Source organism: Motilimonas sp. 1_MG-2023 (genome assembly GCF_030547455.1).
Lineage (GTDB): Bacteria > Pseudomonadota > Gammaproteobacteria > Enterobacterales > CBDFNC01 > Motilimonas.
Map to the genome: position 1 here is coordinate 53,191 of NZ_JAUOPX010000018.1, position 26,745 is coordinate 79,935.

At 42.3% G+C, this 26,745-nt stretch carries 23 protein-coding genes; 17 read left to right on the forward strand and 6 right to left on the reverse strand.

Annotation, left to right across the window (positions count from 1 at the left end):
* The first annotated feature begins 314 nt into the window (after positions 1-314).
* From Q4519_RS11490 to Q4519_RS11505, 4 genes are all read left to right on the forward strand, one after another.
* The gene (locus Q4519_RS11490) at positions 315-1,172 is read left to right on the forward strand and encodes an ABC transporter ATP-binding protein (RefSeq protein ID WP_232801958.1); all 858 of its coding nucleotides are present in this window, start codon (positions 315-317) and stop codon (positions 1,170-1,172) included.
* A gap of 11 nt (positions 1,173-1,183) precedes the next feature.
* Entirely contained in the window at positions 1,184-2,116 is a 933-nt protein-coding gene (locus tag Q4519_RS11495; RefSeq protein WP_303512340.1) for an ABC transporter ATP-binding protein, read from the forward strand.
* A 7-nt stretch (positions 2,117-2,123) separates the two neighbouring features.
* Positions 2,124-2,645, forward strand: a complete 522-nt coding sequence (locus Q4519_RS11500; RefSeq protein ID WP_303512342.1) for a DUF2753 family protein — start codon at positions 2,124-2,126, stop codon at positions 2,643-2,645.
* Between the two features lie 204 nt (positions 2,646-2,849).
* Positions 2,850-4,814, forward strand: a complete 1,965-nt coding sequence (locus Q4519_RS11505) for a methyl-accepting chemotaxis protein (protein WP_303512344.1) — start codon at positions 2,850-2,852, stop codon at positions 4,812-4,814.
* A gap of 63 nt (positions 4,815-4,877) precedes the next feature.
* On the opposite strand, the gene Q4519_RS11510 is transcribed toward Q4519_RS11505, so the two are convergent.
* The 3 genes from Q4519_RS11510 to Q4519_RS11520 form a co-directional block, all read right to left on the reverse strand.
* Positions 4,878-5,870 carry a M48 family metallopeptidase gene (locus Q4519_RS11510; protein WP_303512346.1) on the reverse strand — a complete coding sequence of 331 codons (993 nt, stop codon included), beginning with the start codon at positions 5,868-5,870 and terminating at the stop codon, positions 4,878-4,880.
* Entirely contained in the window at positions 5,870-6,967 is a 1,098-nt protein-coding gene (locus Q4519_RS11515; protein WP_303512349.1) for a YjgN family protein, read from the reverse strand. Before Q4519_RS11515 ends, Q4519_RS11510 begins: the two co-directional genes overlap by 1 nt.
* 177 nt (positions 6,968-7,144) lie before the next feature.
* Positions 7,145-7,756 (reverse strand): acetate uptake transporter, encoded by a 612-nt coding sequence (locus Q4519_RS11520; RefSeq protein WP_232801964.1) that lies wholly within the window; start codon positions 7,754-7,756, stop codon positions 7,145-7,147.
* Between the two features lie 679 nt (positions 7,757-8,435).
* Here Q4519_RS11520 and Q4519_RS11525 point away from each other — a divergent pair.
* The 7 genes from Q4519_RS11525 (at position 8,436) to Q4519_RS11555 (ending at position 14,207) form a co-directional block, all read left to right on the forward strand.
* A complete protein-coding gene (locus tag Q4519_RS11525) occupies positions 8,436-9,197 on the forward strand; it encodes an ABC transporter ATP-binding protein (RefSeq protein WP_303512388.1) in 762 nt (253 codons plus the stop codon).
* Positions 9,198-9,322: 125 nt separating this feature from the next.
* Positions 9,323-10,093, forward strand: a complete 771-nt coding sequence (locus Q4519_RS11530) for an ABC transporter substrate-binding protein (protein ID WP_232801966.1) — start codon at positions 9,323-9,325, stop codon at positions 10,091-10,093.
* A gap of 61 nt (positions 10,094-10,154) precedes the next feature.
* The gene (locus Q4519_RS11535) at positions 10,155-10,898 is read left to right on the forward strand and encodes an ABC transporter permease (RefSeq protein ID WP_232801967.1); all 744 of its coding nucleotides are present in this window, start codon (positions 10,155-10,157) and stop codon (positions 10,896-10,898) included.
* A 3-nt stretch (positions 10,899-10,901) separates the two neighbouring features.
* Complete coding sequence (locus Q4519_RS11540; protein WP_232801968.1) at positions 10,902-11,645, forward strand: ABC transporter permease; 744 nt, start codon at positions 10,902-10,904, stop codon at positions 11,643-11,645.
* Positions 11,646-11,699: 54 nt separating this feature from the next.
* On the forward strand, positions 11,700-12,386 hold the full coding sequence (locus tag Q4519_RS11545) for a TIGR01621 family pseudouridine synthase (protein WP_232801969.1): 687 nt from the start codon (positions 11,700-11,702) through the stop codon (positions 12,384-12,386).
* Positions 12,387-12,721: 335 nt separating this feature from the next.
* Complete coding sequence (locus Q4519_RS11550; protein WP_232801970.1) at positions 12,722-12,931, forward strand: cold-shock protein; 210 nt, start codon at positions 12,722-12,724, stop codon at positions 12,929-12,931.
* Between the two features lie 307 nt (positions 12,932-13,238).
* On the forward strand, positions 13,239-14,207 hold the full coding sequence (locus Q4519_RS11555; RefSeq protein ID WP_303512356.1) for an LTA synthase family protein: 969 nt from the start codon (positions 13,239-13,241) through the stop codon (positions 14,205-14,207).
* A gap of 103 nt (positions 14,208-14,310) precedes the next feature.
* On the opposite strand, the gene Q4519_RS11560 is transcribed toward Q4519_RS11555, so the two are convergent.
* Complete coding sequence (locus Q4519_RS11560; protein WP_303512359.1) at positions 14,311-15,525, reverse strand: sugar efflux transporter; 1,215 nt, start codon at positions 15,523-15,525, stop codon at positions 14,311-14,313.
* A 150-nt stretch (positions 15,526-15,675) separates the two neighbouring features.
* Here Q4519_RS11560 and Q4519_RS11565 point away from each other — a divergent pair, with 150 nt between their 5' ends.
* The 3 genes from Q4519_RS11565 (at position 15,676) to Q4519_RS11575 (ending at position 19,345) form a co-directional block, all read left to right on the forward strand.
* On the forward strand, positions 15,676-16,545 hold the full coding sequence (locus tag Q4519_RS11565) for an AraC family transcriptional regulator (RefSeq protein WP_232801975.1): 870 nt from the start codon (positions 15,676-15,678) through the stop codon (positions 16,543-16,545).
* A gap of 60 nt (positions 16,546-16,605) precedes the next feature.
* The gene (locus tag Q4519_RS11570) at positions 16,606-17,286 is read left to right on the forward strand and encodes a DUF2913 family protein (RefSeq protein WP_303512363.1); all 681 of its coding nucleotides are present in this window, start codon (positions 16,606-16,608) and stop codon (positions 17,284-17,286) included.
* A 205-nt stretch (positions 17,287-17,491) separates the two neighbouring features.
* A complete protein-coding gene (locus Q4519_RS11575) occupies positions 17,492-19,345 on the forward strand; it encodes a methyl-accepting chemotaxis protein (protein WP_303512366.1) in 1,854 nt (617 codons plus the stop codon).
* 34 nt (positions 19,346-19,379) lie between these two features.
* On the opposite strand, the gene Q4519_RS11580 is transcribed toward Q4519_RS11575, so the two are convergent.
* Positions 19,380-20,969, reverse strand: a complete 1,590-nt coding sequence (locus tag Q4519_RS11580; RefSeq protein WP_303512369.1) for a DUF3612 domain-containing protein — start codon at positions 20,967-20,969, stop codon at positions 19,380-19,382.
* A gap of 142 nt (positions 20,970-21,111) precedes the next feature.
* On the opposite strand from Q4519_RS11580, the gene Q4519_RS11585 reads away from it, so the two are divergent.
* Together Q4519_RS11585 and Q4519_RS11590 are read left to right on the forward strand one after the other, a co-directional pair.
* The gene (locus tag Q4519_RS11585) at positions 21,112-23,295 is read left to right on the forward strand and encodes a malate synthase G (protein ID WP_303512371.1); all 2,184 of its coding nucleotides are present in this window, start codon (positions 21,112-21,114) and stop codon (positions 23,293-23,295) included.
* 187 nt (positions 23,296-23,482) lie between these two features.
* Positions 23,483-25,078 (forward strand): isocitrate lyase, encoded by a 1,596-nt coding sequence (locus Q4519_RS11590; RefSeq protein ID WP_232802019.1) that lies wholly within the window; start codon positions 23,483-23,485, stop codon positions 25,076-25,078.
* Positions 25,079-25,243: 165 nt separating this feature from the next.
* On the opposite strand, the gene Q4519_RS11595 is transcribed toward Q4519_RS11590, so the two are convergent.
* Positions 25,244-25,453 (reverse strand): cold-shock protein, encoded by a 210-nt coding sequence (locus Q4519_RS11595; protein ID WP_232801980.1) that lies wholly within the window; start codon positions 25,451-25,453, stop codon positions 25,244-25,246.
* 433 nt (positions 25,454-25,886) lie between these two features.
* Between Q4519_RS11595 and Q4519_RS11600 the strand changes: the two genes are divergently transcribed.
* Positions 25,887-26,684: an ABC transporter substrate-binding protein gene (locus Q4519_RS11600; protein WP_232801981.1), complete on the forward strand. Its 798-nt coding sequence runs from the start codon at positions 25,887-25,889 to the stop codon at positions 26,682-26,684.
* The last annotated feature ends 61 nt before the right edge of the window (positions 26,685-26,745 follow it).

The window sequence follows — 26,745 nt, forward strand, 5'->3', positions numbered from 1 at the left end:
CCCTTTGGGAGCGCCGCCGTGTTTCCACTACGTTGTTACGCTAATTTGAAAGGTGCCTACATTTCTGCATTAGCATGCCTAGTATTGAAAACACGGTGGCGTTCTGAAACATGCATCTTCAAGTTGATTGGGTATACATAGTGGGTACGAATACAAAGAAAAACAAGCAGGTAACAGATCACAAAAGTGCTTCTGTGACGCAGATAAAACGAAAAAGAAATTGCTAATGATATTGATTCGCAATAGCATTGGTTTTTTAGGTGTCAGTTGGCACGGCTTATTTTGTATTTATCGAGTGTATACAGGAGTGGAGAATGAGTGAGTTATCTTCAACGCGGCCTTTGTTGCAAGTAAGAGACTTGGAAGTCGATTACTTGACCTCAGACGGGGCGTTTCAGGCGGTAAAAAAAGTCAGTTTTGATATTGCAGCAGGAGAAGTGTTTGGCTTAGCGGGTGAGTCGGGTTGCGGTAAAAGCACCATTGCCTTTGCGGTGACTCGTTTGCATAAGCCACCAGCGTTAATCAGTGGCGGCGAGATTATTTTTGACGGCACCGATGTGGTCAAATTAACTGAGCATCAACTGCGTGACTTTCGCTGGACGCAAATAGCCATGGTGTTTCAAAGTGCCATGAACTCATTAAACCCTGTATTGCGCCTTGAAGAGCAGTTTTGTGATGTGATCATGACCCATAGCAATATGACACGTGTTGAGGCCATCAAGCGTGCTGAACAGCTGCTTGATATTGTGAAAATTCCGCGTGAGCGTTTGCGAGATTACCCGCATCAATTTAGTGGTGGAATGCGTCAGCGCTTAGTGATTGCTATTTGTTTGGCCCTAAATGCCAAGCTCATTGTGATGGATGAGCCAACTACGGCGTTAGATGTGGTGGTACAGCGCGAAATTTTGCAGCAAATTTATCATTTAAAAGAAGAATTCGGATTTTCTATATTATTTATTACCCATGATTTGAGCTTGATGACGCAGTTTTGTGATCGCATAGGTGTGATGTATCAAGGTGAGTTGGTGGAAGTAAACGAGTCACAACAAATCCGCCATCATCCGCAGCACCCTTATACCCAAAAGCTATGGTCTGCTTTTCCTTCTATTCATGAAGGTCGCAAGCATTATCAGCCTGCTGCTGACTTCACGCCCGAACTGATCCAATTATAAGGAAGATAATCATGGATAATACCCCTATTTTAGAATTGCGTAATGTGGTGAAAGATTTCACCACGGGTGGTGGTTTTGCTAAATCAGACCTATTTCGCGCCCTCAATGACGTGTCATTTTCTATTCACAAGGGCAAGGCGTTAGCGCTGGTGGGCGAGTCAGGCTGTGGTAAAAGTACCTGCGCGCGTTTGATCACTAAAATATATGAGCCCACTCAAGGACAAATTTTATTTCGTGGTAAAGACATCGCTGACATTAAAGGCCGCCAAGAAGTATTAAATTACCGTAAAAGCGTGCAAATGATTTTCCAAGACCCATTTGGCTCACTCAATCCTACTCACACTATTTATCATCATTTAGCGCGCCCCTTGCTACTACACCGTATGTGTGAAAACGATAAGACTAAACTACGCGACCGTGTGCATGAGTTACTTGAGATGGTAGAGCTGCCAGCACTGACAGCCGAGAAGTTTCCTCATGAGCTCAGTGGCGGCCAACGTCAGCGCGTAAATATGGCTAAGACTTTAGCGGTTGGGGCTGACTTGGTATTGGCCGATGAGCCAACGTCGATGTTAGACGTGTCAATCCGTATTGGCGTACTAGACTTAATGCAGCGAATGAAAAAAGAGTTTAATTTGGGCTTTTTATACATCACACATGATTTGGCGACGGCTCATTACATCGCCGAAGAAACCGCAGTGATGTACAAAGGGCAAATTGTAGAGTGGGGTGATACCACGGAAGTGATCAATAATCCGCAGCATCCTTATACGCGGTTATTAATCTCCGCCGTACCAGACCCCGATGTGCGTTTTGCTGATGTAGTGAAAGGCGATGAAGATTACTCCTCGCACGCGCAGCATATTCGCGATATTAGCAGCGCTAAGGTAAACCAAATAAAACGAGTGAATCAAAATCACTACGTAAGGTTATTGGCAGGGTGAGGTAGATATGGCAGCATTTTCATTAGACTTATGGCAAACCTTGTCTGCACAGGGTCAGCATTTTTTACGCCAAGGTGACACGCGCCAAGCAGAAATCTTCTACAAGCTAGCGCTATCAGAAGCGCAAAAGCTCATTGATGATTTGTCTCTTAGCGCTGAGTATGAGCACAGTGCCCGTTTATACATGACGGCTTGCCATAACTTAGTTAACACCAGCAAAGGCCAAGGTGATGTTGACGCTGAGCATTACTATCTGCAACTGGCTCATGCTCAGCTGCAGCAATTTGCTGACAATGATGCGTTAACCGAGTTGACGCGGGTGACTAGCCTAAAAATGTTAGACGTGACGTTAGTTGGATTGCTTGAGTTTCACCAGCAACACCAAGGCCAGCATTGGCAAGTGTTGTCGGATGCCTTGGTTGATGAGCATGTTGCTTATATGGCCAAGCATCAAGATAAAAACTTAGCGCCAAGTTGTGAACAATGTGAAGGCTGCCAGCATCATCCCAATAATGTAACAGTGCATTAATCCCTCCTTTTATTATCGCGCTTCTTTATTTCAAATTTAAAGGGCGCAATAATGCCTTATGCTTCCTCTTATATCGAATTTATCGCTTGAATTATAAGTGTTTAATTACAGTAGGATTTTATTCTGCTTTTTTTATTTTTATTTTCGATGGCTGGCCATTTACTTGCTATACCTAATATGATTATCAAAAATGGAGTTAGCTTTATGAATGTATTAAATCACTTTTCAGTGTCACAAAAACTGGCTATAGCGCCGGTTATCTTGGGGTTGATACTTGTGTTGGTGACATTTACTGGGATCTCGGCATTGAATACGTTACGTGATGATATGCATAAAATCACCTTTGATTTAGCACCAGATACTGAGCTGGCATCTGATATTACAGAGAATTTATTTCGCCTGCGAATTACGGTAAAAAATTATGTGGAGACTGGTAATGATGCTCAAATCAGTGACTTTAATGATGAGGCTAACAAATGGCAATCCTCGATCGAACGGGTTTATGAGCATATTCAAAACCCAGCCAGAGTGGCGATATTGGATGAAATTAAAGCCAATAAAGAAACGTATTTACGTGTATTTAATAATCAGGTGGTCGCTAACCAACAAAAACGCAATAAAGCGGTAGCGGAAATTCTTAATGTAAAAGGGCCTCTCATTGAGCAAGCGCTAACTAAGGTAATGCTTTCTGCTCAAGCCGACGGTGATATAGAAGCTGCTGTGGCGGCAGGTGCAGCGGTGAGAAATTTGTTGTTAGGGCGCCTATATGTCTCAAAATTTTTAGTTGAGAATAAGCCGGAGCAAGTTAGCCGATTTAATCAAGAGTTTAACAGCGCACAAGCGAGCATTGATGCTTTGTTAGCCAAACTTGAAAACCCCACCCGCCGTACTTTAAGTCAGCAAGCCAAAGCGGATATCGCATTGTATGTAAAAACTGCGGATGAGGTGTCCAAGTATATTTTTGAGCGTAATAAAGGCATCGATATTTTAGATTCTACTGGACCAAAAGTCGCAGCTATGTTGAGTGAATTACGCCAATCAATTAGTGGTGCTATGGGAGAAGCATCCAATGCAGCCGATGAAACGCAGGCGGCCTCTGTTTCGTTGCTTTCGACCGTCGCAGGCAGTGCGATTGTGATTGGTTTGTTGTTTGCTTTTCTTATCTCAAAAGCTGTCACGGGCAGTTTAAATACCATGAATGCTGTTTTTGCGGATATTGCTCAAGGTGAAGGAGACTTAACTAAGCGTATTCCAGTCACAGGTAAAGATGAACTATCACAACTTGCGATTAGCTTTAACTTGTTTGCCGAAAAAATTCAGCAAGCGGTGATCCAAGTGAGTGAGTCGACAGAACAATTGCTGGCTGCTGCGGATGAATTAACAATAAAGGCTAAAGGTACCCAAGACGATATTCGTGCGCAGCAATCAGAAGCTCATATGGCCGCTTCAGCCATGACGGAAATGTCTGCAAGCGCTAGCGAGGTTAGCGTAAGTGCAAGTAAGGCGGCAGAGTTATCAGGTAGTGCGATGCAAAGCGCTAATGAAGGTCGTAACGTAGTGGTTAATTCGGTCTCTAGCATGTCTGGACTATCAAAACTGATTATAGATTCATCTAATATTGTGTCTGAATTGCAAAAAGATAGCGATCAAATAGGCACCGTATTGGAGGTGATTCGCAGTATTGCTGAACAAACCAACTTGCTTGCTTTAAATGCTGCGATTGAAGCGGCGCGAGCAGGTGAGCAGGGGCGCGGATTTGCTGTCGTAGCTGATGAAGTGCGCTCGTTAGCATCCCGAACTCAGGAATCAACCAAAGAAATACAAAGCATTATCCAAACCTTGCAACAAGGCTCTGAAAAAGCGTTTAAGGCAATGCAAGAGAGTTGTGAAAGTGCTGAAGATACCGTTAATTTAGTACAATCAGCAGAGCAGTCACTATTATCCATTGTTGATTTTATGTCAGATATCAACAGTGCGATTGAACACATTTCAGATGCGGCGGGTCAGCAAGCGACGGTGTCAGATGAAATTAGCCAAAATGTAAATTCGGTATCTGAAATATCAGGCCGAACTCATACACAGGCAGAGGAAACGGCTCATTCAGCTGTGCTGCTCAGTGAGCTAGGTCAACGCCTTGCGACCAATATCAGTCAATTCAAAATTCGGTAATCAATGTGCCGTAAACTTAGCCTATCCTATCTGGATTGGCTCGCCATTTTAAGACGATGTAATTTAGTCCACAGCCTGCAGCCGCTCTAAGCGTTCTTTAGGCGCGGGGTGTGATGATAGATAATCACTCAGACTTGCTTGTTTATCTATTTCATGGGCTTGGTAAATCTTGTTTAATGCCCCCATCAGCGCCGTTCTGGGGATGTTATGTTGTTTTAAAAATGCCATTGCATAGTCGTCTGCCTCTCGTTCAAAGTCTCGTGAGTAACCTTGTTCGAGCAACAGCGTTGGCAGGGCGGCAATGCTGGATGATGCGCCAGCTGCATCCCCAGTAATTAAGGTATAAACAAACAATAATAGTGAGCTTCGGATCAGGGCTTGTAAGCCATGCTTATGCTCTACATGGCCGAGCTCGTGACCTAACACGGCCAATAGTTCTTGCTCTGTGGTTATGTTTATCAATTCATCGGTAAAAACTAATATACCATTGGGTAGGGCAATCGCGTTTGCGCCTAACGCTTCGCTACTGCGAATTAACACACGCTGGCCTTGGCTTAAATACGGTTTAAATAAGGCGTGTAGGTTTTGTTGTTTCTCATCGCTTAATTCAGAAGGATCAAACAGCGTGCGATTGACGATTTCTAAGCTTTGATTACCGAGTAACTTACTCGTACTGTCGGGCAATGCTTGAGCGATTAATTGGGTACTAGCGGGGACGCCCCAGATAAAAAAACCAACACAAAAGATTAAGGTGAATATGAGGCTAGGTATAATATAGCGCAACTTACTTTCTAGCTGGTGTAGGCTAAAACCATGTTTACGTTGGCGTTTACTGAGTAGATCCAGAGCATCATTATCTTGGCTTTCAAAGCTGCTGCCATCAGGAAAATATACCCAACGATTGCCATTGCCAATTCGTGGTGCAATGTCTAGTTCATCTAGGCTTAAGTAAATGTCGGTTTGGTTGACACTGATTCTATTCTCAGCATGCAAAATAAGCGCGCTGCTTAAAGCAGCACTGCTTTTTCCTGAGTAGTAAACGCCGGATATTTCCATTAAATGGCTAATTCCACATCAAATATTCCCGCCGCTTCGTCACCCAATGCGCTCACTTTTTTGATTTCCCCTGCAATAATGTTATCGAGATTATCGCTAACGATCACTTGAATACAGCAGGCTTGATAGCGAGTCATGCGTATAGCTGCCCACGGGTAAGCCAAACCTAAACTGAAAATAATAGCTAAGGTATTAGTAAATTGAATAATCGCCATCTGAGAGAAATTAAGATCCGCGTAAAAGCGGTGTTCATCTAACGCTAAATTGTTGAAAATGAGGTTGGTGGTTTTGGTTTTGATAAATGCCCACATCAGCAAGTATAACGCTAAGTATAAAACAATGACGACACTCGCTCCGCTGGAGGCCAGCCAAATCATCAATGCCGATGATTCGTTGGCGGCAGATGCTAATCCTGCAAACATGGCAAAAAACATGCCTATCATCATCATGGCTGTCGATATGCCAGCGGCAATCGCCATGGCGATGAGATAAATAATAAACATTTCAGAGATTTTACCGTTATAGCGAAACGGCGTAGTGCCCATGCTGCTGTGGTTGATGACAAATTCGTAATATTTATGTTTGATCAATGGAATGATCAAACCAAATGTCACAATAATCAATAGTGGCCACAGCAACACTATTTGGAATGCTTCGCCATAGCTGGCTTCAAAGTTAAATCGTATGCCGCGAAATGACGTCATGCGTGCGTTAAAGGCAAGGGCTCGGATCACAATCCAAGGTAATGCAATCACAAATATCAACATTACCGGGAGTGCGATAATTGGCATGCTATTGACGGCAAAAGAATATAAAACAAACAATACAACAGCAATAATACGGCCTTTTAAAATATTTAAAGGTTGGCCATGGTATTGAAAACCAGTGCCATTGATTAAGGTATTGGTGTGAAAATATTGCTGTGTACGTACTTTCGCCCAAGCTGAGTAAATACCAAGAGTGACAATCGATAACGCGATGTTGACTATCCAAATTTTAAAGTATTCACCCGCCTGTCCAGTAAAGTTGACGCGGTAATAAGCGGTTTTTTTATTGGCTAATCCAGTACTGTTAACTTGGGGTTGATCGTTTGACAAGGCGGACTCCGCAATTTGCATGATTAAGATTGATAAAAGAATTAACAAATAGCTGTTAACAAAATAAAGCTGAAGATAATATCAATTAGCGGTTTGTTGGGCTAGATTTTCTCGCCTTTGATGAAACCCTAGACAAAAAAAATGAGCCATATGGCTCATTTTTTGTCGAAGCTATGATTAAGCAGCTTGCGCAACGCTGGTTTCATTTTCAGCTACGGCTGGCTCCGGTTTCTTATTACCTAAGGGTAATACTTCACGGCCGAGCTCACCATTAATAACGGTCGCCATAGCGGTATAAATAGCGCTCGCGCCACAAACAATCCCTTCAAAGCCTGCTAAGGTGCCAATAAAAGCAGAGCCGGTGAAATCTCGTGCCGCCAGTAAGAAGAATAAAAGGGTTAGGCTAGCAAAGATAAATTGCGTTGCTTTATTGTGGCTTAGGGTTCCGACAAACATGAATGCGGTAAAAATCCCCCACATTAAAAGGTAAAATCCCATGTAAGCATGAGGGGTGGCTTCTGCTAAACCTAGCTCCGGCAAAATAAGTAATACGACTAAGCTGATCCAGAAAAAGCCGTAAGAAGTAAAAGCGGTTAAACCAAACGTATTGCCTTTTTTAAACTCTAACACGCCTGCTATTATCTGAGCCAAACCGCCGTAACACAGCCCCATTGCTAAGATCATGGCACTAATAGGAAAAAATCCTGCATTATGAATATTCAGTAATACTGTAGTCATGCCAAAGCCCATTAAGCCAAGTGGGCCTGGATTTGCGTAGTTTGTCGACACGTTAGTTTGTCCCTTTAAATTAGCAGAGAGTGAAAGTGCGCGAAATGTAGCAGGATGTAGATCACATTCCTAGCATATTTTTTAATATTTTAACGATTTAATCTGACTGTAAAATACTGGTTTCAAAACTGCGCAAACTTACTAACAATTCAATAACAAAGTTAACGGGCCTTGGCACTTTTCAGTGGTAATTTGTTTGTTTTGAGTGTGTTTTTATCGGTTGTTTTAGATTTTAAAATAGCGTTTAGCACTGTTTTTTTTTTAATATTTAATGCTATGTTTTTTGTTATTCAATATGGCTGGTTGATATGGCTAAGTTGACTCTTTTTTCAAACTTATTCGCTGGGTTTAGTGCGTCGTTGATATAACTTTTAGTCAGTTTTTTGGCTTTTTTGTTTGATTGTTAGCCATATTAATGAGTGTCGGGCTTAAAAATCGTCTATTTCGATCCAGTTATCAAAAAAATCGTATTTTGACTAAATATGCTTTATTGGTGAATTGTTAGATGTTAAATTCGTCGCCTTTAATGGCGGTTTCTATGGCTTTGCAAATCATTGACCATAGGATATGTTGTTATAATACTGTTCAATAATGGTTTGGCCTTTTTGATTGTTACGCTTCATTAACAAGGTTCATACTTCATACCAACGTCAAGGATTGCGAAATTATAATGAATGCTATACCCACATTAGAAGTTAAGGCACTGCATAAAAAATTCGGTAATAACGAAGTCCTTAAAGGTATAGATTTGATCGCGAACCAAGGTGATGTCATTTCTATCTTGGGATCATCAGGCTCTGGTAAAAGTACATTTTTGCGTTGTATTAATTTATTAGAAATGCCCAATGCCGGTGACGTTTATGTAAAAGGTGAGCTGATCCAAATGAAACCTTTGAAGAATGGCGAACGTATTCCAGCAAATCAAAAGCAGGTTGAAGCCATTCGCGCGCGCTTAGCCATGGTGTTTCAAGGTTTTAACTTATGGTCTCACATGACCGTATTAGAAAATATTATTGAAGCGCCTGTGCATGTGCTGGGCATGCCCAAAAAACAAGCCATTGAAGCGGCGCATGAATACCTAAACAAAGTTGGGTTATATGATCGCCGCGAATATTATCCTGGCCATTTGTCTGGCGGCCAGCAGCAGCGTGCAGCGATTGCCAGAGCATTAGCAGTAGACCCTGAAGTAATGTTATTTGACGAGCCTACCTCAGCGTTAGATCCTGAATTGGTTGGGGAAGTGCTTACGGTAATGAGAAATCTAGCCGAGGAGGGACGCACTATGTTAGTGGTGACCCATGAAATGGCATTTGCTCGCGATGTATCAAATAAAGTGATGTTTTTACATCAAGGCTTAGTTGAAGAGCAAGGCGAACCGGAGCAAATTTTTACCCAGCCAAAATCAGAACGCTTTAAACAATTCATATCATCTGTGTATTAAGAGAAGCATTACTATACTAAAAAAGCGTTACCGCTTGATATACACGACTGATAAACAAAATTATAAGTAGTACAAACACAACAACAAACCTGTTTAACTTGTTAGCAAACGAAAAGGGAAATCAGATGAAAAAATTGATCATCGCTGCAGCTATGATGCTTACTGTCGCAGGCAGTGTGCATGCTAAAGAATGGAAAAATGTACGCATTGGTATTGAAGGCGCTTACCCTCCATTTAGTTGGACCGAGCCAAACGGTGAAGTAAAAGGTTTTGATATTGATATCGCTAATGCCCTTTGTGAAGAAATGAAGGTGAAATGCACTTTAGTGAAACAGGATTGGGACGGCATCATTCCTGCACTGTTGGCACGCAAATACGATGCGATTATCGCGACCATGGATATTACCGAAGAGCGTAAAAAGAAAGTTGCGTTCTCAGATAAATATCAACATATTCCAGCGCGTTTTGCTGCGAAAAAAGGCACCGCCATTGAATTAACAGCGGAGTTTATGTCTGATAAACGCATTGGTGTGCAACGTGCAACATCGATGGATACTTATGTGACAGACAACTTTCCAAAAGCGCAAGTTAAACGTTACGGCACGGCAGATGAGGCTTATTTAGACCTTAAATCGGGCCGCCTTGATTACGTGATGATCGATTCTGCTGCTATTTCTGATGGCCTATTGAACAAGCCTGGTGGTGATGCATTTGAATTTGTTGGTCCAAAATTAAACGATCCACGTTGGTTTGGTGAAGGTGCAGGCATTGCGATGCGTAAAAACGACACTGAACTAAAAGCCAAGTTTGACGCAGCTATTAAAGCGATTCGCGCCAATGGCAAGTATAAAGAGCTACAAGATAAGTATTTTGACTTTGATGTTTACGGCGACTAATTGCCAAATTTGATAGGGGGCTAAGGCTCCCTTTTCTTTCAAGCACATGTAAGTACTTATTATGTTGTTAGACCTACAAGGCTATGAAAGCACTATTTTGTCTGGTGCTTGGGTCACATTACAAGTGGCATTATTGTCATTATTCGTTGCCGTTGTACTAGGCATGCTTGGCGCGCTGGCAAAGTTGTCTTCTATTACTTTTTTGCGCTGGTGGGCAACCCTCTATACCACAGTGATCCGTGGTATCCCTGATTTGATTTTAATGATGCTGATCTTTTTTGGTGGTCAAATCTTCATTAATGAATTTAACGTTACGATTAATGATTGGCTCAATGAGTATTTTCAAGGGCAAGACGCTGCTCATGAATGGGTCAGTTATTTACCGGATTACGTTGACGTCAGTCCGTTCTTTGCAGGCGTAGCGACGATAGGTTTTATTTTTGGCGCTTATATGGCCGAAACTTTTCGTGGTGCCATTATTGCAGTCGATAAAGGCCAACTAGAAGCTGCAAGAGCTTATGGCATGAGTAGCTGGATGGTATTCCGCCGAGTGATGTTTCCGCAAATGATGCGCCATGCCTTACCGGGCTTTGGTAATAATTGGTTGGTTTTGCTCAAAACAACGGCCCTTGTTTCTATCATAGGTTTAGAAGACATGGTGAAAGCGGCCGGCGATGCGGGTGGCTCGACACAAATGCCATTTACTTTTTACTTTGTGGTGGCGTTAGTTTTCTTAGTCTTTACCGCTATTTCGACCAGCTTGTTAAGTCATGCTGAGAAAAAATACGCAATAGTGTCGAGGTAGCCAATGTCATTAGAAGCTTTTTTTCTTTGGTTTAGCCAGTTTGAGTATGTTCAGTTATTGATAAACGAGTGGCCACTGTATTTATCTGGTCTTTGGACCACCCTTTGGTTAGTTGCCTTATCCTTATTCCTTGGTTTATTTATTGCTGTGCCTGCGGGCATCATGAATAACAGCAACAATTGGGCGATTAAATTTCCTGCGTGGGCGTTTATCTACTTTTTCCGTGGCACACCATTATTGATTCAACTGTTCCTGATTTATTACGGAGCGGGTCAGTTTTTGGCAAATAATGAACATCCTATTGCGTTAGCCATATGGCCTTGGTTTCAAGAAGCCTGGTTTTGTGCCTTATTGGCCTTTACCTTAAACACCGGCGCATACACCGCAGAGATAGTGCGGGGCAGTATCAATACCATGCCTTCAGGTGAAATTGAGGCTGCTAAGGCCTATGGTTTAAGTCGGTTTAAGATCATGTCGCGCATAGTGCTGCCTAGCTCGTTTCGACGCGCTTTACCTGCATACAGCAATGAGGTTATCTTTATGCTACATGGCAGTGCGTTAGCAGGGGTGGTCACTATCGTTGATTTAACGGGCGCCGCACGGATTGTAAACTCACGCTACTACGCGCCTTTTGAAGCCTTCATCACGGCCGGCATACTTTATATGATGACAACGTTTGTGATTGTATTCTTATTTAAAAAGTGGGAAGCGCGCTGGCATAAACATCTCAAGCCGCTCAAGGTATAATCATGTTGAAAAGGGCCCTTCTGGCCCTTTTTTCTTTTTATGGGCGGGTATTCGATGTTTGAATTAGTAGCAGATGAAGCGGATTTTGTGGTGATCAATAAAGCCGACAATTGTAATTTTCACAGTGAAGACGGCGAAGCTGGGTTAGTGGTTGAGGTTGAACGTGCCTTATCTTTGAAGTTATACAGCGTGCATCGACTCGATAAAATGACGTCAGGAATTTTAATATTGGCCAAGTCATCCACTGCCGCGGCAGCCTTTACGCAATTGTTTGCGCAGCGGAAAATGAGCAAGTTTTACCTCGCCTTAAGCATGCAAAAGCCCAATAAAAAACAAGGGTTGATAAAAGGCGATATGGAAAAAAGCCGCCGTGGCAGTTGGAAGCTAACTAAAAGCCAACATAATCCAGCTGTTACCCAATTCTTTAGTCAAAGCTTAGTGCCCGGCATTCGCCTTTATCTACTTAAGCCCGCCACGGGTAAAACCCATCAGTTGCGTGTGGCGCTGAAAAGCATTGCTGCTCCTATCTTAGGTGACATGCGCTATGGCCAAGATGAGAGCGATCGCGGCTATTTGCATGCTTACCAATTAAGCTTTCGTTATGGTGAGAAAGATTACTTCTATCAAGTTGCTCCTAGCCGTGGCGATTGGTTTATGCGCCCTGAATGTCAGCAGCAATTACAGGCATTAGGCGATCTTAGTCATTTGAATTGGCCAGAAATAAATACGACTTATTCATAGCCTTTTGAGGTAGTGGTAATTGTGTAATGTTCTCATAGCGTTAAAATTTCTGAAACAAATAGACCTTTTGTAGTTTTGTGTTACTTGTTGATTGTAATCGTTTTTTTATATTTATGTTATCTTGATTTAAAGGGTGTTTTTACGGTGTAAAATTCGTTGACTTAACGTACAGGGGGTTTATAATCTTTTTAGCTTGAAAGTACGGTTTATATTTATGCGCACCATCCGGATTAAAGATTTACCTCTTAAATCCTGTTTTCATAAGTAATAGCAACACTTCCAGCAAAACAACGAGCTCGATGAGCTTATTACTCTTGATTTACAGGATATAGATTATGTCTAATACAACTACTGGTACAGTAAAATGGTTTAACGAAGCTAAAGGTTTCGGTTTCATTCAACAAGAGAATGGCCCTGACGTTTTTGCTCACTTCCGTGCAATTACTGGTACTGGTTTCAAAACTTTAGCTGAAGGTCAAAAAGTTCAGTTTGAAGTTACTCAAGGCCAAAAAGGTCCTCAAGCTGAGAACATCGTACCGCTATAATGGTGCATTTCTGATGGCTCACTATTAAGTAGTGTAGAATCAGAAAATGATGTTAACAGTTGATAAAACGAGACGATAAGTCTCGTTTTTTTTTCCTATATTTTAGCGTTGGCACTCAATGTAGACATAGTAACGTGAGTCTGCTTGCATAAATTGCTCTAAAATTATTACTGCACGACCAAACACTCGCCAATCATCACCCTAAGTAACATACGGTCTCGTACGCCAGATTGATATTTATTCGCCTGATAATTTCTCAGTTTGAAGGGATTCACAACTGGTTAACCAGTTTACGTAGAGCGGATTTATGTTGCAGCAAAAGTACTACCTTTCACCTTTTTTACGTTTTATTGGCGTCAGTCTGGTTATATTAACCTTGTCGCGAATGGGAGTAGCCTTTTGGCTTAATGAGCGCATTGAGGGGGAGGAAGCTTGGCTACAAATACTTCTTCAAGGGCTCTGGGTCGATTTTTCAAGCTTATGCTGGCTGTTGATATTACCTGCGTTTATCCATTGCTTAATCCCAAATCAGGCTACATGGCAAAAGTATTGGCTGTTCGCCTTGCGCTGCTGGTTTGTGGCCAGCCTATGGTTATTGGTTTATATGGAACTAGCCACTCCCACCTTCATTTCAGAGTATGATCTACGACCGAACCGTCTGTTTGTTGAATACCTATTTACCCTAAAGAAGTCATCAGCATGTTATGGCAAGGATATAAATACCCGCAATAACACGGTTAAGTATTCTGATTGGGCTATCGGTGAGTTTTTTAAGCAAGCAAAACAATCGAGTTATTGGGATAATACTATTTTTATTGTGATAGCCGATCATGATCATGACAACAGCCCCAAAACGGGGGCATTAGTACCAGTCGATCGTTTTCACATTCCGGCTCTTATTTTGGGTAAGGGGATTACAGCACGCCAAGATCAGCGTTTAGTTAGTAATATTGATATGCCACCTACGCTGCTCTCTTTGATTGGGGCAAAAAATGCCTCGCCTATGTTAGGGCACGATATGACCAAAACAGTGTTGCCAAGCCAAGAGCGAGCTTTAATGCAGTTTGATAAGAACTTTGGCTATTTAACCAATAACAAACTCATTGTTTTTGCGCCAGAAAAAGCGCCTCAGGCGTTTAACTATGACGCTGCAAGCAATCAGCAGCTTGCCACCACGATGACAACCGACGAACAACTTAATGCCCAGGCGCATGCGCTTTGGGGCAGCCGTGCATATCAAAAGGGTTTATATCAAGCGGTTAAATTAGCGCCTTAAAGGGCTAAGCGGGATAGTCCATCATCGACTATTCCGCTTAATCAAGGACGATGGTTTGGGTCCTAAAGTAAGTCTGTTATTTATGCTCGCTTAGCAATGCAGGCTATGCTGAAGTTTGGCTGCTGGTTAGCAGCTTATTTTGCTGACTCGTTCTAAGCATTACACCCAAAAGGATAGTTAAAGCCAGTATACTGGCCACTAATGAGCCAATAAAAACAGCGTAATAATCGAAGTATTGTGCAATTAGACCCACGCACAAACTGCCTACTAACATGCTCAGCTGCTGTGCGCTGCTAAACAGTGTGGTGCCCAGTCCCATTTGACTACGCATTAAATCTTGCATCACAATCATGCCAAGACTGGCGGTTATCGCAATAAAAATGCCATTGAACAGTTGCAGTGCAAGTAACTGCCAAATGTTTGTCAAAACAAGCAGGCCGCTGTAATAGATTATGCCAGAAATAACGCCGACGATAAGTAGTCGGGTTGTCCCTATTTTATTTGCTAAGCTACCCGCTAACACCATAAATGGAATTTCCACAAATGCAGCCATTCCCATTAGATAGCCAGCCCATTGTGCGCTGTATGTGAGCTCTTTGGTAAGGTAGATAGGTAGTGCTGTAATATACATATTGTTAGCAGAAAACATGGCGAGCGTGCTAAGTAAAAACAAAGCAACACCTGGGATCAGCAGCCAATGCTGGGCATTCGGTACCGGCTCATCGTTGCTGCTAGGTCGGTCTGCTAGAGATTTTGAGTGATCAGGTAGATAGCTGATTAACAACAACATCGATAATGCCAACAGGCCAGAGCAAACAAACGTGGCGGTAAAGCCTAATTGCTCTTTGAGTAAAAAGGCGATGGGCGGGCCGACTACCCAAGCTAAGGCTATTCCCGCACGCATCACTGATAAAAATTGCGCGCTGTTATTGTTCAGCTCTTTATCGGCGTAAAGACGGCCTAATGTGAAAATTTGTGGTAAGGCTGCACCGCCCACACTTAAGAAGACAATAGCGGCGACAAGTGCGATGTAATAATCACGGGTAAAAGCAAGAATAACCACGCCAATAAAAAAGCTAATTTGTGCTGCGCTTAGTATGGCGCTTCTGCTCCAATGTGAATCAGATTTTTTACCTAAATACATCGAAGCAATCACACTACTTAGCACCATCACCACTAAGAAAACCCCCATCTCTAATGGTGAGCAGCCAATAGCATCTACCAAATATAAGCTAGTAAGTGGAAAAACAAGGGCCGTGCTGAGACCGGAAATAAAGGTCGTGACTATAAATATTATAGAGACGGGATTTTTTATCATGTTACTGCCTTAATTAGGGATTATTTTGGTCAATCTGATGGCGTTAATGTAGGTGTTTGACAGGGGAAAAGTGATTCATTTGTTTCAGCTTCTGATACTATAAGGTCGTTCGGTTGGGCATAAATGAATAAATAGAATAAAGAAGTAGGAATGAAACCTTATATTGAAAAAATGTGTGGCGATCACACGCGACCTTGGCGAGTGATGCATTACCAATGTACAGAGAGTCATTTCGATTGGCACTACCATCTAGAGTACGAAATAGTGCTTAAGCGCGACTGTGCTGGTAAGCTGTTCGTGGGCGATGCTATTTTGCCATTTAGCCACAATACCTTGGCTTTATTTGGCCCTCATTTACCTCACACCAATACTATCGACTCACTGCTCAATAATGCTGTTCACAATGATACATTTGTGATTTGGTTTAGTGGTCAATGGATTAATAGCCTGATTAAGCTACTGCCGGAATATCAAGGGATCCAGCGCATGCTAAAGCGTGGCAATCAAGGGCTTTTATTCAGTCAGCAAGCCGCTGAACAAGTTTATCAGCACCTTCAATTTCATGCTCAGTCCAGTCCGCTGAAACAAGTGAATGATGTTCTTGCTATTTTAGCTATCATGGCTGAGTCATCTGAGCAAAAATTAATCACATCCAGCTCACAACCCTATGTTGAAGAAACCGAAAAACAGCATAACAAGCTGACGAAGGCCACCGCGTTTATTGAGCAGTATTATCACACACCGATCCTTGTCGATGACTTATGCCAACATTTACATATGAGTAAGAGCAGCGTTTATCGCATGTTTGAAAAACATTTTAACAACAGTTTTTCAGTGCACCTTGCCCAGTACCGTATTGGCAAAGCTTGTGAGCAGTTGATTAATAAAAATCAGGCCATCTCAGCCATCGCTAATCGTGTCGGGTTTAATAATTTGGCTAACTTTAATCGTCAATTTAAGCGCTACAAAGGCATGAAACCGAGCGAGTTTCGCCAGCAGTTTTCGCAGTCAAAGTCATGAAGCATAGTCAGCGAAATACAAAATAGGTAAAATAGTGTTTTTTTTACTTTGAGTTTTTCAATGTCCAGCCAAGCCAGCCAAGCCAGCCAAGCCAGCCCTACATTTGCTAAAGCAGTTTATGATTTAGCTAGCATCGCACTTAACGAGTTAGAGCAAGCTCACTTAGATGGCAGCGTCTCTCGTACCCCAGTAAATCAAACTCATTACCTTAATGCTTGGGTGACTAAAGCGATTAAAACACAGCGTTTTGCGCATTGTGTCGCGGCTGTTTTATTGGTCTGGCAGCAGCAAGGTCGAAGCTTGGGTAAACATGCTCAACTTAAACAGACGTTTGAAAATATCGTTAGAATTTATGGCTCTTTTTTGTCTGAGCAAGGCTCTCTCGCCAAGGTATATGAAACTCAAATTGACGCATTATTTGATCAATTAGCGGAGACGGGTTGGTCGTTGATCACTGACTCAGTTATTGACCGAAAAATGAAACGCAATAGTGCCGGAATGGACTCTTTGGTGATCTGTCGTCAGCAATATGAACGGGCCATACACCCTGAGGAAAAGCGGCTTATTCGACCGTTATCTTGCTATATTCGTGGTAATGTCGAGCAGTTAATTTCATTAGCTCTAGCGGAAAATTTGCTACTTTTTAAAGTAACGGATTACAAGTCTAAGGTGAAATATCACGGAGAATACATCATTTATCCAAGTAATAATGGCCCTTTTTTAGCTCAATTTCCCGCCTAATCAACATCACTTATTTTCCTGACGAGCCTGCATATTATTAATGTGCGGGCGTTTGCATAGTTTGCTTAAAAAATAGCTTTTTAATCGATTTTTTTACTCGTTTATCGCGTTATTTTACCACTCGTCCGCATAAAAGCTAATATCCTTTTTATCCACTACTATTGTATTAATTGTTAATTAGTTCGATTTAAAGCTGAGGCGCCTTATGTCATTTTCCATTAAACAAGTGTTTTTATTGATCTCATTATTAGTGATATTAGGCATGGGGTTGATGACGTATTTACTCTGGCAAGCCAGTGGTCAGATGCAGCAGTTCGGTTTACAACAGATTCAAGCTAAAGAATTACAATCAGATATGTTGATGTTACGACGTCATGAAAAAGATTTTCTATTACGCAAGAATGAAAAATACATCGACCAGTTTAACCTGCGTTTTGAGCAAATGACGCAGCGCTTAGATTGGTTCAAGCAGTCTTTAGCGCCTGATAGCCATATTCAAACTGACATCCATAACAGTCAGGCTTTGTTAAGCCAATATTCGGCTACTTTTCAGAAATTAACAGCAGTCGATAAACGTATTGGTTTAGACCATAGTCAAGGTCTACAAGCTGCGTTAAAACTAGCCGAAAATAATGTTTATCAAAGCGTACGCTATGTTCAAGATACCAGCAAACAAGCTGATATTATTAAGTTAATATTGCTTGAACAGCATTTTATGGCCAGCCGAGATATTGATTTACATCCTGAGCTTAATCAGCATATTGCCGTTGTTAAAACCAACTTTTCTGATCCTAATAGCTCTCAACATCAGGCAGTCAGCGCTTTTGAACAGGTCAGTAACCAATTAGTTGAATCGCTTATTGAACGTGGACTTGATGAACAGTCAGGGTTAAGGGGAGAGTTAAGGGGGAATATTCATCAAGTGGAAGAAGAGATAGCGCAATTAAGTGACTTATTAGCGTTACAGTCAGTTGCTGCGCTGGATCAAGGTCGTCTAAGTGGTATCAGTATGGCCGCGTTATTAACGACTTTGATAGCCACATTTTTAATTTGGCAATCTATTCGTGTGACTAAGCGCTTAAAATGCGCAACTTCACGTATGGAAGACATTTGCAATGGCGATGGCGATCTTACTCAAAAAATTGAGATTGAAGGCAAAGATGAAATTGCCCGCCTTGCTCATGCGATTAATAGTTTTATTCGCACGACAGCCACGCTGGTAATAGAGATAAAAAATAAAGGTAATATTGTTGGTAGCAGCGCACAAGATAGTGTGGAATTGTCGAACAGCTCTAGCCAAGCCATAGAAGAGCAGCGCAATAAAACCTTAGCTGTTGCTAGCTCTGTAGAGCAAATGATGATAGCTGTAGAGCAAGTCGCCGCGCACACTGAGCAGGTATCCCACAGTGCTGAGCATGCTGATGTCATTATTCGCCAAAGTGATGAAGCCATGCAGCAAGCCCAAAATCGCATTGATAAATTGCAGCAGCAAATAACACAAAGTGTTGATAACATTTCATATTTATCACAAGCGAGCCAAGAAATAGGTCAAGTAGTTGCGGTGATCCGTGAAATTACGGAGCAAACGAATTTATTGGCTCTCAATGCTGCGATTGAAGCGGCGCGAGCGGGTGAATCAGGTAGAGGCTTTGCTGTTGTTGCCGATGAGGTGCGCACGCTGGCGCAGCGTACACAAACATCCACTGTCGATATTGAAAAAATTATTACACAATTACAGCAAGCCGTTCAGCAGTCTTCTAGCTCAATGCAAAGCGGTTTAACACTAGTCGATGGCACTGTTGAGCAAGTCAATCAAGCCAGCGAATATATAAAACAAACGCGTTGTGAATTTGAAAAAATAAAAAACATGACCGCACAAATAGCCGTTGCAACAACAGAGCAAAAAAGCACGGTTGCTCATGTTAGTGATGCCACTCAGAGTATATCTTGTGCTGCGGAACAGTTATTAGCTGATGCACAACGTAGTCGGACGAGTAACCAAAATTTACAAACTCATGCTGCAGAGATGCAGCATGATGTCGCCCGTTTTGTGGTTTAGAGTGAAAGAAGTGAAGCTAGCGAGTGGGTTTGATTTATAAATTACTTAGTGATTGAATAATCTGTGCTTGTATTTTCTGAACATCAAACACATCTTGCTGACAGGTATCCTTGGCGTAACATTTTGGCTCTCGTGGACACTGGATACCGCGAGCGCAAATTAACCTCGCTTCATTATTTATACCGCGTTCAATCCAGGCAATGTTAAGGATTTGAGCCACGCTGAGTAGGATTTTTTTTATTTTTGCTGGAATAATCGTTTCTCCGCCGTTTTTCATACAAGCTAATTTAAGTTCAGTGGCGATAATGAGACTGTCATGCCCTTGTGCATCCAATGCAGGGTTGAGATCGATTCCAGTACAAAGAACATGATGGTTGCCCGCCAAATCTTCCACTTTAATTGATTCGCAGCAATAGATTTTTGGGATTTCACCTTGATTTAATATCGATATTTGCGCAGCTGTACCAGTAGACGACGTATTTATCATGCGAAATACCGACCAATGCTGGCAAGGATCGTTAACCAAACGCATATTGCCCCAAGGCAAAGGGATGCCATTGCCACGGTACACTGCTTTGAGTTTACCAGGGGCATAGGCATCAAAGTAATGCCAGTGCGGATAGGGTGATACAGCCGTCATCCGCCGCATTACCACAGATTCCGACACCGCTAAATATTCACTGACATTGATCTCATAGCCACGACGATCAAGTAATTGGCGAAAGGGTACTTTAGGGCAAAGCAAGGCGCCGGCAAAAAAACTACATTCAAAGTCTCGCCAAGCATGGAGTATATCTTGGGAGTCTAACGTGGCAGCAGAATGTTGCTGAGAGTGATCTTCGTGTAAGCCATAGCTTTGGTTGCGTCCCGCTACCATCACGCTTTTCACGCCATCATTATTGTGTAATACGCAATGACCGATATGCACGGCCAAATCATATTTTAAGCGGGTTTGTTGCTTTTTAAGTTGTTCATTGAGGTAAACCGTTGCCGGTGGCTCGAAAAACGAGCTGATCACTCGTTTTGATTGTTCGCCTTGATCGTCAATGATTTCTTCACTAGCGCGGTCAAACCACTTAACGGTTAAACCTACATTTTCAGCTATTTCAACTAAGTCTTCGACATGCAGAGGCATTTTTTTATGGCCAACAGACTCAGCGGCACGCTCGAGATCAGGAAAATGATTTTGATGGTGCTCTTGATGAGCGCGGATCAGCAAATGGGCAAATTGTCGACCTGTGGTACCGGTTTGCGACAGCATTTCGGGTATGGCAATTTGTAGCACTTCATCAGAGAACAAGAAGCTTGGCTCAAGCGCCATGCCACTGATGCCACCATGATTGCCTTTGGCCGGAGTAATGTCTTGTGGTTCCGGTTCATCATCTAAAAACCACTGCACCTCTTTTTGAAATACGGTAGCGATGACGGTAAGCATTTCTTCACTGGGGACACGTTTACCGCGCTCGATCATCGATAAGTATGAGACTGATGGCGCTTCTTCTGCACTGACTTTAATGCAGCGCGCAGATAAGTCTTCCAGTGTAAGGTTATTTCGCTTGCGTAAATTGCGGATTTTTGTGCCAAGAAAGTGCGATTGACGGAATAAACTTTTACTATTTTTCATTTTGTAAAATTTACACTGTGAAATTTCTATTGTGAAATTTTAGTCAGTCTTCCTCTACACTTCCATTCAGTGAACAAATAAACACCAATTATTGCTCACACTTTAACCATAAACCGCCTGATCGTATTTAGAGGAAGAGGCCATGAACCAAGCGCTTAAAAAACAATGTGAAATTAATCAGGGCTTCTATCGCTTTATCAACGAAGAAGTTCTTCCCCTTACTGGTCTTAATTCAGCGAAATTTTGGGATGACTTAACGGCATTAGTCGATGAGCTTGCCCCTGAAAATCGCACTCTATTAAGAACACGTCAGCAGTTGCAGGACCAAATTGATCAGTGGCATCGTGCTAATCCTCAATTCGATATGGAAAGTTACCAAGCCTTTCTTCGTGAAATTAATTACTTAGTTGATGAACCAGCCGCTTTCACTATCACAACTGACAATGTTGACCAAGAAATTGCAGAATTAGCGGGTCCGCAGTTAGTGGTTCCAGTAATGAATGCTCGCTTTGCACTCAATGCAGCCAATGCGCGTTGGGGGAGTTTATACGATGCGTTATACGGCAGCGATGCGATCCCTGCTGATTCAGGGTTGGCACCTTGTCGTAAATATAATCCTGCTCGCGGCAAACATGTAATTGATTTTGCAAAAGACTTTCTCGATCAAGTGTGTCCTTTAGAAAAAGGCTCCCATCATGATGTGGCCAGCTATACGGTGTATTTCCAGCATTTGTTAGCTTACTTTCCCGATGGCTCTGAGTCAGGCTTAGTGTCACCTTGCCAGTTTGTTGCTTTCGCTAACTCAAAAGCCGATCCTAGCTCTATTGTGCTGAAAAATAACGGTTTGCATATTGAAGTTGTCATCGACCGACAAGGCTTTATTGGCCAGCACGACTTATCAGGCATTGACGATATTAAAGTGGAAGCCGCCCTTAGTACCATTATGGACTTTGAAGACTCCATTGCTGCAGTAGACGCCAATGACAAAATTGCCGCATACCGTAATTGGATGGGGTTAATTCAAGGTAACCTAACCGCTGAGTTTGAAAAAAACGGCCACATAATGGCGCGCCATTTAAATCCCGACAAAATTTTCAATTGCAAAAATGGTGAAGAGTATCGCTTGCATGGTCGCTCGTTGTTACTTGTTCGGAATGTTGGCCATTTAATGGACACCGAGCTGATGCAAGATGCCCAAGGTAATTTTGCCCCTGAAGGTATCATTGATGCCGTGGTAACCAGCATGATTGGTATGTTGGATCTGCAACATGCGCATGATGCAGATATGAGCAAACGCGATATTCATAATAGTCGTACTGGCAGCATCTATATTGTTAAACCGAAAATGCATGGCCCTGAAGAAGTGGCATTCACCTGCCGTTTGTTTGGCCGCGTTGAAGACATGTTAGGGCTGGCGCGCAATACCATCAAATTAGGCATTATGGATGAAGAGCGTCGCACTACTGTTAACCTTAAAGCCTGTATCTATGAAGCGAGAGAGCGGGTATTTTTTATCAACACAGGATTTTTAGATCGCACCGGTGATGAAATTCATACCAGCATGGAAGCGGGGCCTTTCCTACCGAAAAATGAGATTAAGCAACAGGTGTGGATCCAAGCTTATGAAAACGCCAATGTCGATGCTGGTTTAGCCTGCGGCTTTCCTGGTAAAGCGCAAATAGGCAAAGGTATGTGGGCGATGCCCGATGAAATGGCTTCGATGCTAACAGCAAAAATTGATCATCCTCGCTCAGGTGCGAGTACGGCTTGGGTGCCTTCACCCACCGCAGCAGTGCTACACGCATTGCACTATCACCAAGTAAATGTAAATGAAGTGCAGCAGCAACTCAAAGGACGCACTGCTACCCCATTATCCAAAGTGTTAACTATTCCATTAATGACGGCACCGCAAGGGTTGACCCATGAGCAAATTGAAAATGAGTTAGCTAACAATATTCAAGGCATTTTAGGTTACGTGGTGCGCTGGGTTGAGATGGGGGTTGGCTGCTCAAAAGTGCCAGATATTAATAATATAGGCTTAATGGAAGACAGGGCAACCTTACGTATTTCTAGTCAGCACATCGCTAATTGGTTAAAGCATGGGGTTTGCACACAGCAGCACGTGGAGGCCGTAATGGATCGCATGGCGCAGCAGGTAGATCAGCAAAACGCGGGCTTAGCGGGTTATTGCAATATGAGTCCAAATACCGAGCAAAGCTTAGCATTTCAAGCTGCTAAGGCCTTAATATTTGAAGGAGAGCATCAACCAAGTGGCTACACCGAGCCATTGTTACATCAATATCGACAACTCGCGAAACAAGCTTAACGCCGTCGCGTGAAGTTGTACTGAAGGAAGGTGCCCACTGAGTTGAGTTCAGTGGGCGAGCTAAAAAGATCGACACCGAAAGTTGGCGAACAGTCACAAAATAAGTGAGATACAACCCGCTTGCACATGGCTGAATAATTCTGCTATGGCCAGCGCACAAACCATAGGATAAAAGAGGCGAAATATGATGACTTATACAACACAAATGACTCATGCCAGCAATTTCTTAGCGCAACAAGGTGATACATGGCGCGCGATTAACCCTGAGTTTGTCGTAAGAATGCGATTACAAAATCGCTTTAAAACTGGGTTGGATATCGCACAATACACCGCAGATATTATGCGCCGTGACATGCAAAGTTATGACAATGATGCAGGCCAATACACGCAATCTTTGGGTTGCTGGCATGGCTTCATTGGTCAGCAAAAAATGATCTCAGTTAAGAAGCACTTTGGCACGACTAAAGGTCGGTATTTGTATCTATCAGGCTGGATGGTGGCAGCCATGCGCTCTGAGTTTGGTCCATTGCCAGATCAATCGATGCACGAGAAAACTTCGGTGCCAGCGTTAATTGAAGAGCTATACACCTTTCTAAAACAAGCCGATGCTCGAGAGTTGAATCATTTGTTTAAAGATTTAGATAGCGCAAGACAAGAGGGCGATCATGTCAAAGAGCGTGCTGTGCAAAAACGTATTGACGATTTTGAAACGCATGTCGTGCCCATTATTGCTGACATTGATGCTGGTTTTGGTAATGAAGAGGCTACCTATTTGCTAGCTAAAAAAATGATCGAAGCGGGTGCTTGTTGTATCCAAATTGAAAACCAAGTGTCTGATGCTAAGCAATGCGGCCATCAGGACGGTAAAGTGACCGTGCCACATGAAGACTTTTTAGCCAAAATTAATGCGGTGCGCTATGCCTTTATGGAGTTAGGTATTGAGAACGGTATTATTGTGGCGCGCACCGACTCATTAGGCGCGGGGTTAACACAAAAAATTCCAGTTTCACAATTCGCGGGTGACTTGGCAGATCAATACAATGGGTTTATTGACGGTGAAGAAGTAACAGATGTAAGCAGTTTAGACTCAGGGGATATGGTGATCCGCCAAGGAGATAAATTGATCAAACCAACTCGTTTAGCCAATGGTTTAGTAAAATTTAAAGCCAATACGGGTGAAGACAGAGTGGTTTTAGACTGCATTACTTCGTTGCAAAACGGTGCTGATTTATTGTGGATTGAAACCGAAAAGCCTCACGTTGAGCAAATTGCAGGTATGGTGAATCGCATTCGAGAAGTTATCCCAAATGCTAAGCTGGTATATAACAACAGCCCGTCATTTAATTGGACACTAAACTTTAGGCAACAAGTGTTCGATGCATGGCAAGAGCAAGGCAGAGATCTAAGCAGTTATCACCGTGAAAACTTAATGAGTCAACAGTATGATGACAGTGAGCTAGCCCAAGTCGCGGATGAGAAAATTCGTTGCTTCCAGCAAGATGCGTCTAAACAGGCAGGTATTTTCCATCACTTGATTACCTTACCAACATATCATACAGCAGCGCTGTCAACAGATAATCTTGCGAAAGACTATTTTGGCACGCAGGGCATGTTGGCGTATGTGGAAGGGGTACAGCGACAAGAAATCAGACAAAGTCTCGCCTCGGTTAAACATCAAGACATGTCTGGCTCTAACATTGGTGATGATCACAAAGAGTACTTTTCAGGCAATCAGGCACTGAAAGCATCGGGACAAAATAATACGATGAATCAGTTCTCTTAAAGCATCCACTTAATAATCAAAGCGGTTGGTGTGTTTACATCAGCCGTTTTTTATTAATAAAGCTTAGAAATCAGGGAGAAAATGATGGGACAAATAATTAAGAAAGTGTAAAAACAAAAAAAGCTGACCTAAGTCAGCTTTTTTTACTAAGTAAAAACTCTTAAATTAAAGAGTTGTTACGTTAGCAGCTTGAGGACCTTTTTGGCCTTGCTCTAGGTCAAAAGAAACTTTTTGACCTTCAGCTAGCGTTTTGAAGCCTTCAGAAGCGATTGCACGGAAATGTACGAATACGTCAGCGCCGCCGTTATCTTGAGTGATAAAACCGAAACCTTTATCTTCGTTGAACCATTTAACGATACCAGTTGATTTAGACATGTTTGTCTCCTAACTTTTCAAAAATAATTCGCATAAAATGCGTTGTAGTAGCCAGAAAAGAATTATTTATGTGTTGCAAAAACTATGTAAGGAAAGACTTCATGACACTAACTGATTAACAGATGGAACGAAGGTTTCTAAAGCATAACATTGTAGTATTACATATAAACAAAGGTCTGTCTGACAGGCCGTGTACGATATTAACACAGCTCAAGACAAAGTAAACAAGTTAAATGCAATTATAAAAAATTAATTGCGATGGGATTTTGTGATGTCAATTGCCGTACCGTAAAGGTGCAGGTGTGATGCACGTATTAGTTGCGATTTTACTTAATGGTTTTTATTCGCGATTAGGGGGCGCACCGCTAACGAGAGTAAACTCATCTATACTCACTAAAGCCCTAGAATTTGCTGTCTACCGTTGAGGTTAGCTATGAGAGAAGCCCTTATCGTTACTATGGTTTTTATGCTGGTACTCATACCTAAGGCAGCTTGTTCCAATCCTGCAATGCCCAGTCTGTCTTCACCTGCGCCGAATAGCAGTGTCATAGTGGCGACTGACGAGTGGCCTCCTTTTCGTATTAGTATTGATAAGAAAGGGGGGTTTACAGGGTTTGATATTGACTTGCTACAGGCTTTAAGTGCTAAAACGGGGATCCAATTCAATGTTAAGCGTTACCCTTGGGCGAGGGCCTTAAGTCACATGGAGATAGGTCAAGTCGACATGATGGTTGGGCTAGCTAAAACGGCCGAACGTGAACAATTTATCGATTATATACCAACAAGTTACTATCATTGTCGGCCCGCTTTTTATACGCAAAAAGACATCCCTAAGCCCATTAATAGTTACCAAGATTTGTATTTTTATCGTGTTGGATATGTACTGGACTCTGCCTACTTTGAGCCTTTTGACTCTGATGATGCAATGGTAAAACATGGGGTTCCAACAGAAATTCAACTGCTTAGAATGGCTAAAAAAGGGCACTTGGAAGTATTTATTGGTACAGATTGCCAGGTTGAGTATGAGATAAACAAAAGAGGTCTTTGGCAACAATTATCCAAAGCCGCTTATCAACCCAAGCAGGATTTGGCGCTGTATATTGGTTTTTCAAAATTATCTAACCATCGCTACCTATCAAGTAAGATTGAACAAGCATTGAAAGAGCTAATGATAGAGCCTGAATTTACTGAAATTAAAGCTCGATATTTTGGTCGTGAAGATCTGTATTAAGGGCCGCTCTTCTTAATTATCAATTCTCTAGTTGTGGCGCCGTTAGCATAGAACTTTGTAG

Coding starts and splice junctions, on each gene's coding strand:
- Q4519_RS11490 (WP_232801958.1), top strand. CDS start 315: ATGAGTGAGTTATCTTCAACGCGGCCTTTGTTGCAAGTAAGAGACTTG.
- Q4519_RS11495 (WP_303512340.1), top strand. CDS start 1,184: ATGGATAATACCCCTATTTTAGAATTGCGTAATGTGGTGAAAGATTTC.
- Q4519_RS11500 (WP_303512342.1), top strand. CDS start 2,124: ATGGCAGCATTTTCATTAGACTTATGGCAAACCTTGTCTGCACAGGGT.
- Q4519_RS11505 (WP_303512344.1), top strand. CDS start 2,850: ATGAATGTATTAAATCACTTTTCAGTGTCACAAAAACTGGCTATAGCG.
- Q4519_RS11510 (WP_303512346.1), bottom strand. CDS start 5,870: ATGGAAATATCCGGCGTTTACTACTCAGGAAAAAGCAGTGCTGCTTTA.
- Q4519_RS11530 (WP_232801966.1), top strand. CDS start 9,323: ATGAAAAAATTGATCATCGCTGCAGCTATGATGCTTACTGTCGCAGGC.
- Q4519_RS11535 (WP_232801967.1), top strand. CDS start 10,155: ATGTTGTTAGACCTACAAGGCTATGAAAGCACTATTTTGTCTGGTGCT.
- Q4519_RS11540 (WP_232801968.1), top strand. CDS start 10,902: ATGTCATTAGAAGCTTTTTTTCTTTGGTTTAGCCAGTTTGAGTATGTT.
- Q4519_RS11545 (WP_232801969.1), top strand. CDS start 11,700: ATGTTTGAATTAGTAGCAGATGAAGCGGATTTTGTGGTGATCAATAAA.
- Q4519_RS11550 (WP_232801970.1), top strand. CDS start 12,722: ATGTCTAATACAACTACTGGTACAGTAAAATGGTTTAACGAAGCTAAA.
- Q4519_RS11555 (WP_303512356.1), top strand. CDS start 13,239: ATGTTGCAGCAAAAGTACTACCTTTCACCTTTTTTACGTTTTATTGGC.
- Q4519_RS11560 (WP_303512359.1), bottom strand. CDS start 15,525: ATGATAAAAAATCCCGTCTCTATAATATTTATAGTCACGACCTTTATT.
- Q4519_RS11565 (WP_232801975.1), top strand. CDS start 15,676: ATGAAACCTTATATTGAAAAAATGTGTGGCGATCACACGCGACCTTGG.
- Q4519_RS11570 (WP_303512363.1), top strand. CDS start 16,606: ATGTCCAGCCAAGCCAGCCAAGCCAGCCAAGCCAGCCCTACATTTGCT.
- Q4519_RS11575 (WP_303512366.1), top strand. CDS start 17,492: ATGTCATTTTCCATTAAACAAGTGTTTTTATTGATCTCATTATTAGTG.
- Q4519_RS11580 (WP_303512369.1), bottom strand. CDS start 20,969: ATGAAAAATAGTAAAAGTTTATTCCGTCAATCGCACTTTCTTGGCACA.
- Q4519_RS11585 (WP_303512371.1), top strand. CDS start 21,112: ATGAACCAAGCGCTTAAAAAACAATGTGAAATTAATCAGGGCTTCTAT.
- Q4519_RS11590 (WP_232802019.1), top strand. CDS start 23,483: ATGACTTATACAACACAAATGACTCATGCCAGCAATTTCTTAGCGCAA.
- Q4519_RS11595 (WP_232801980.1), bottom strand. CDS start 25,453: ATGTCTAAATCAACTGGTATCGTTAAATGGTTCAACGAAGATAAAGGT.
- Q4519_RS11600 (WP_232801981.1), top strand. CDS start 25,887: ATGAGAGAAGCCCTTATCGTTACTATGGTTTTTATGCTGGTACTCATA.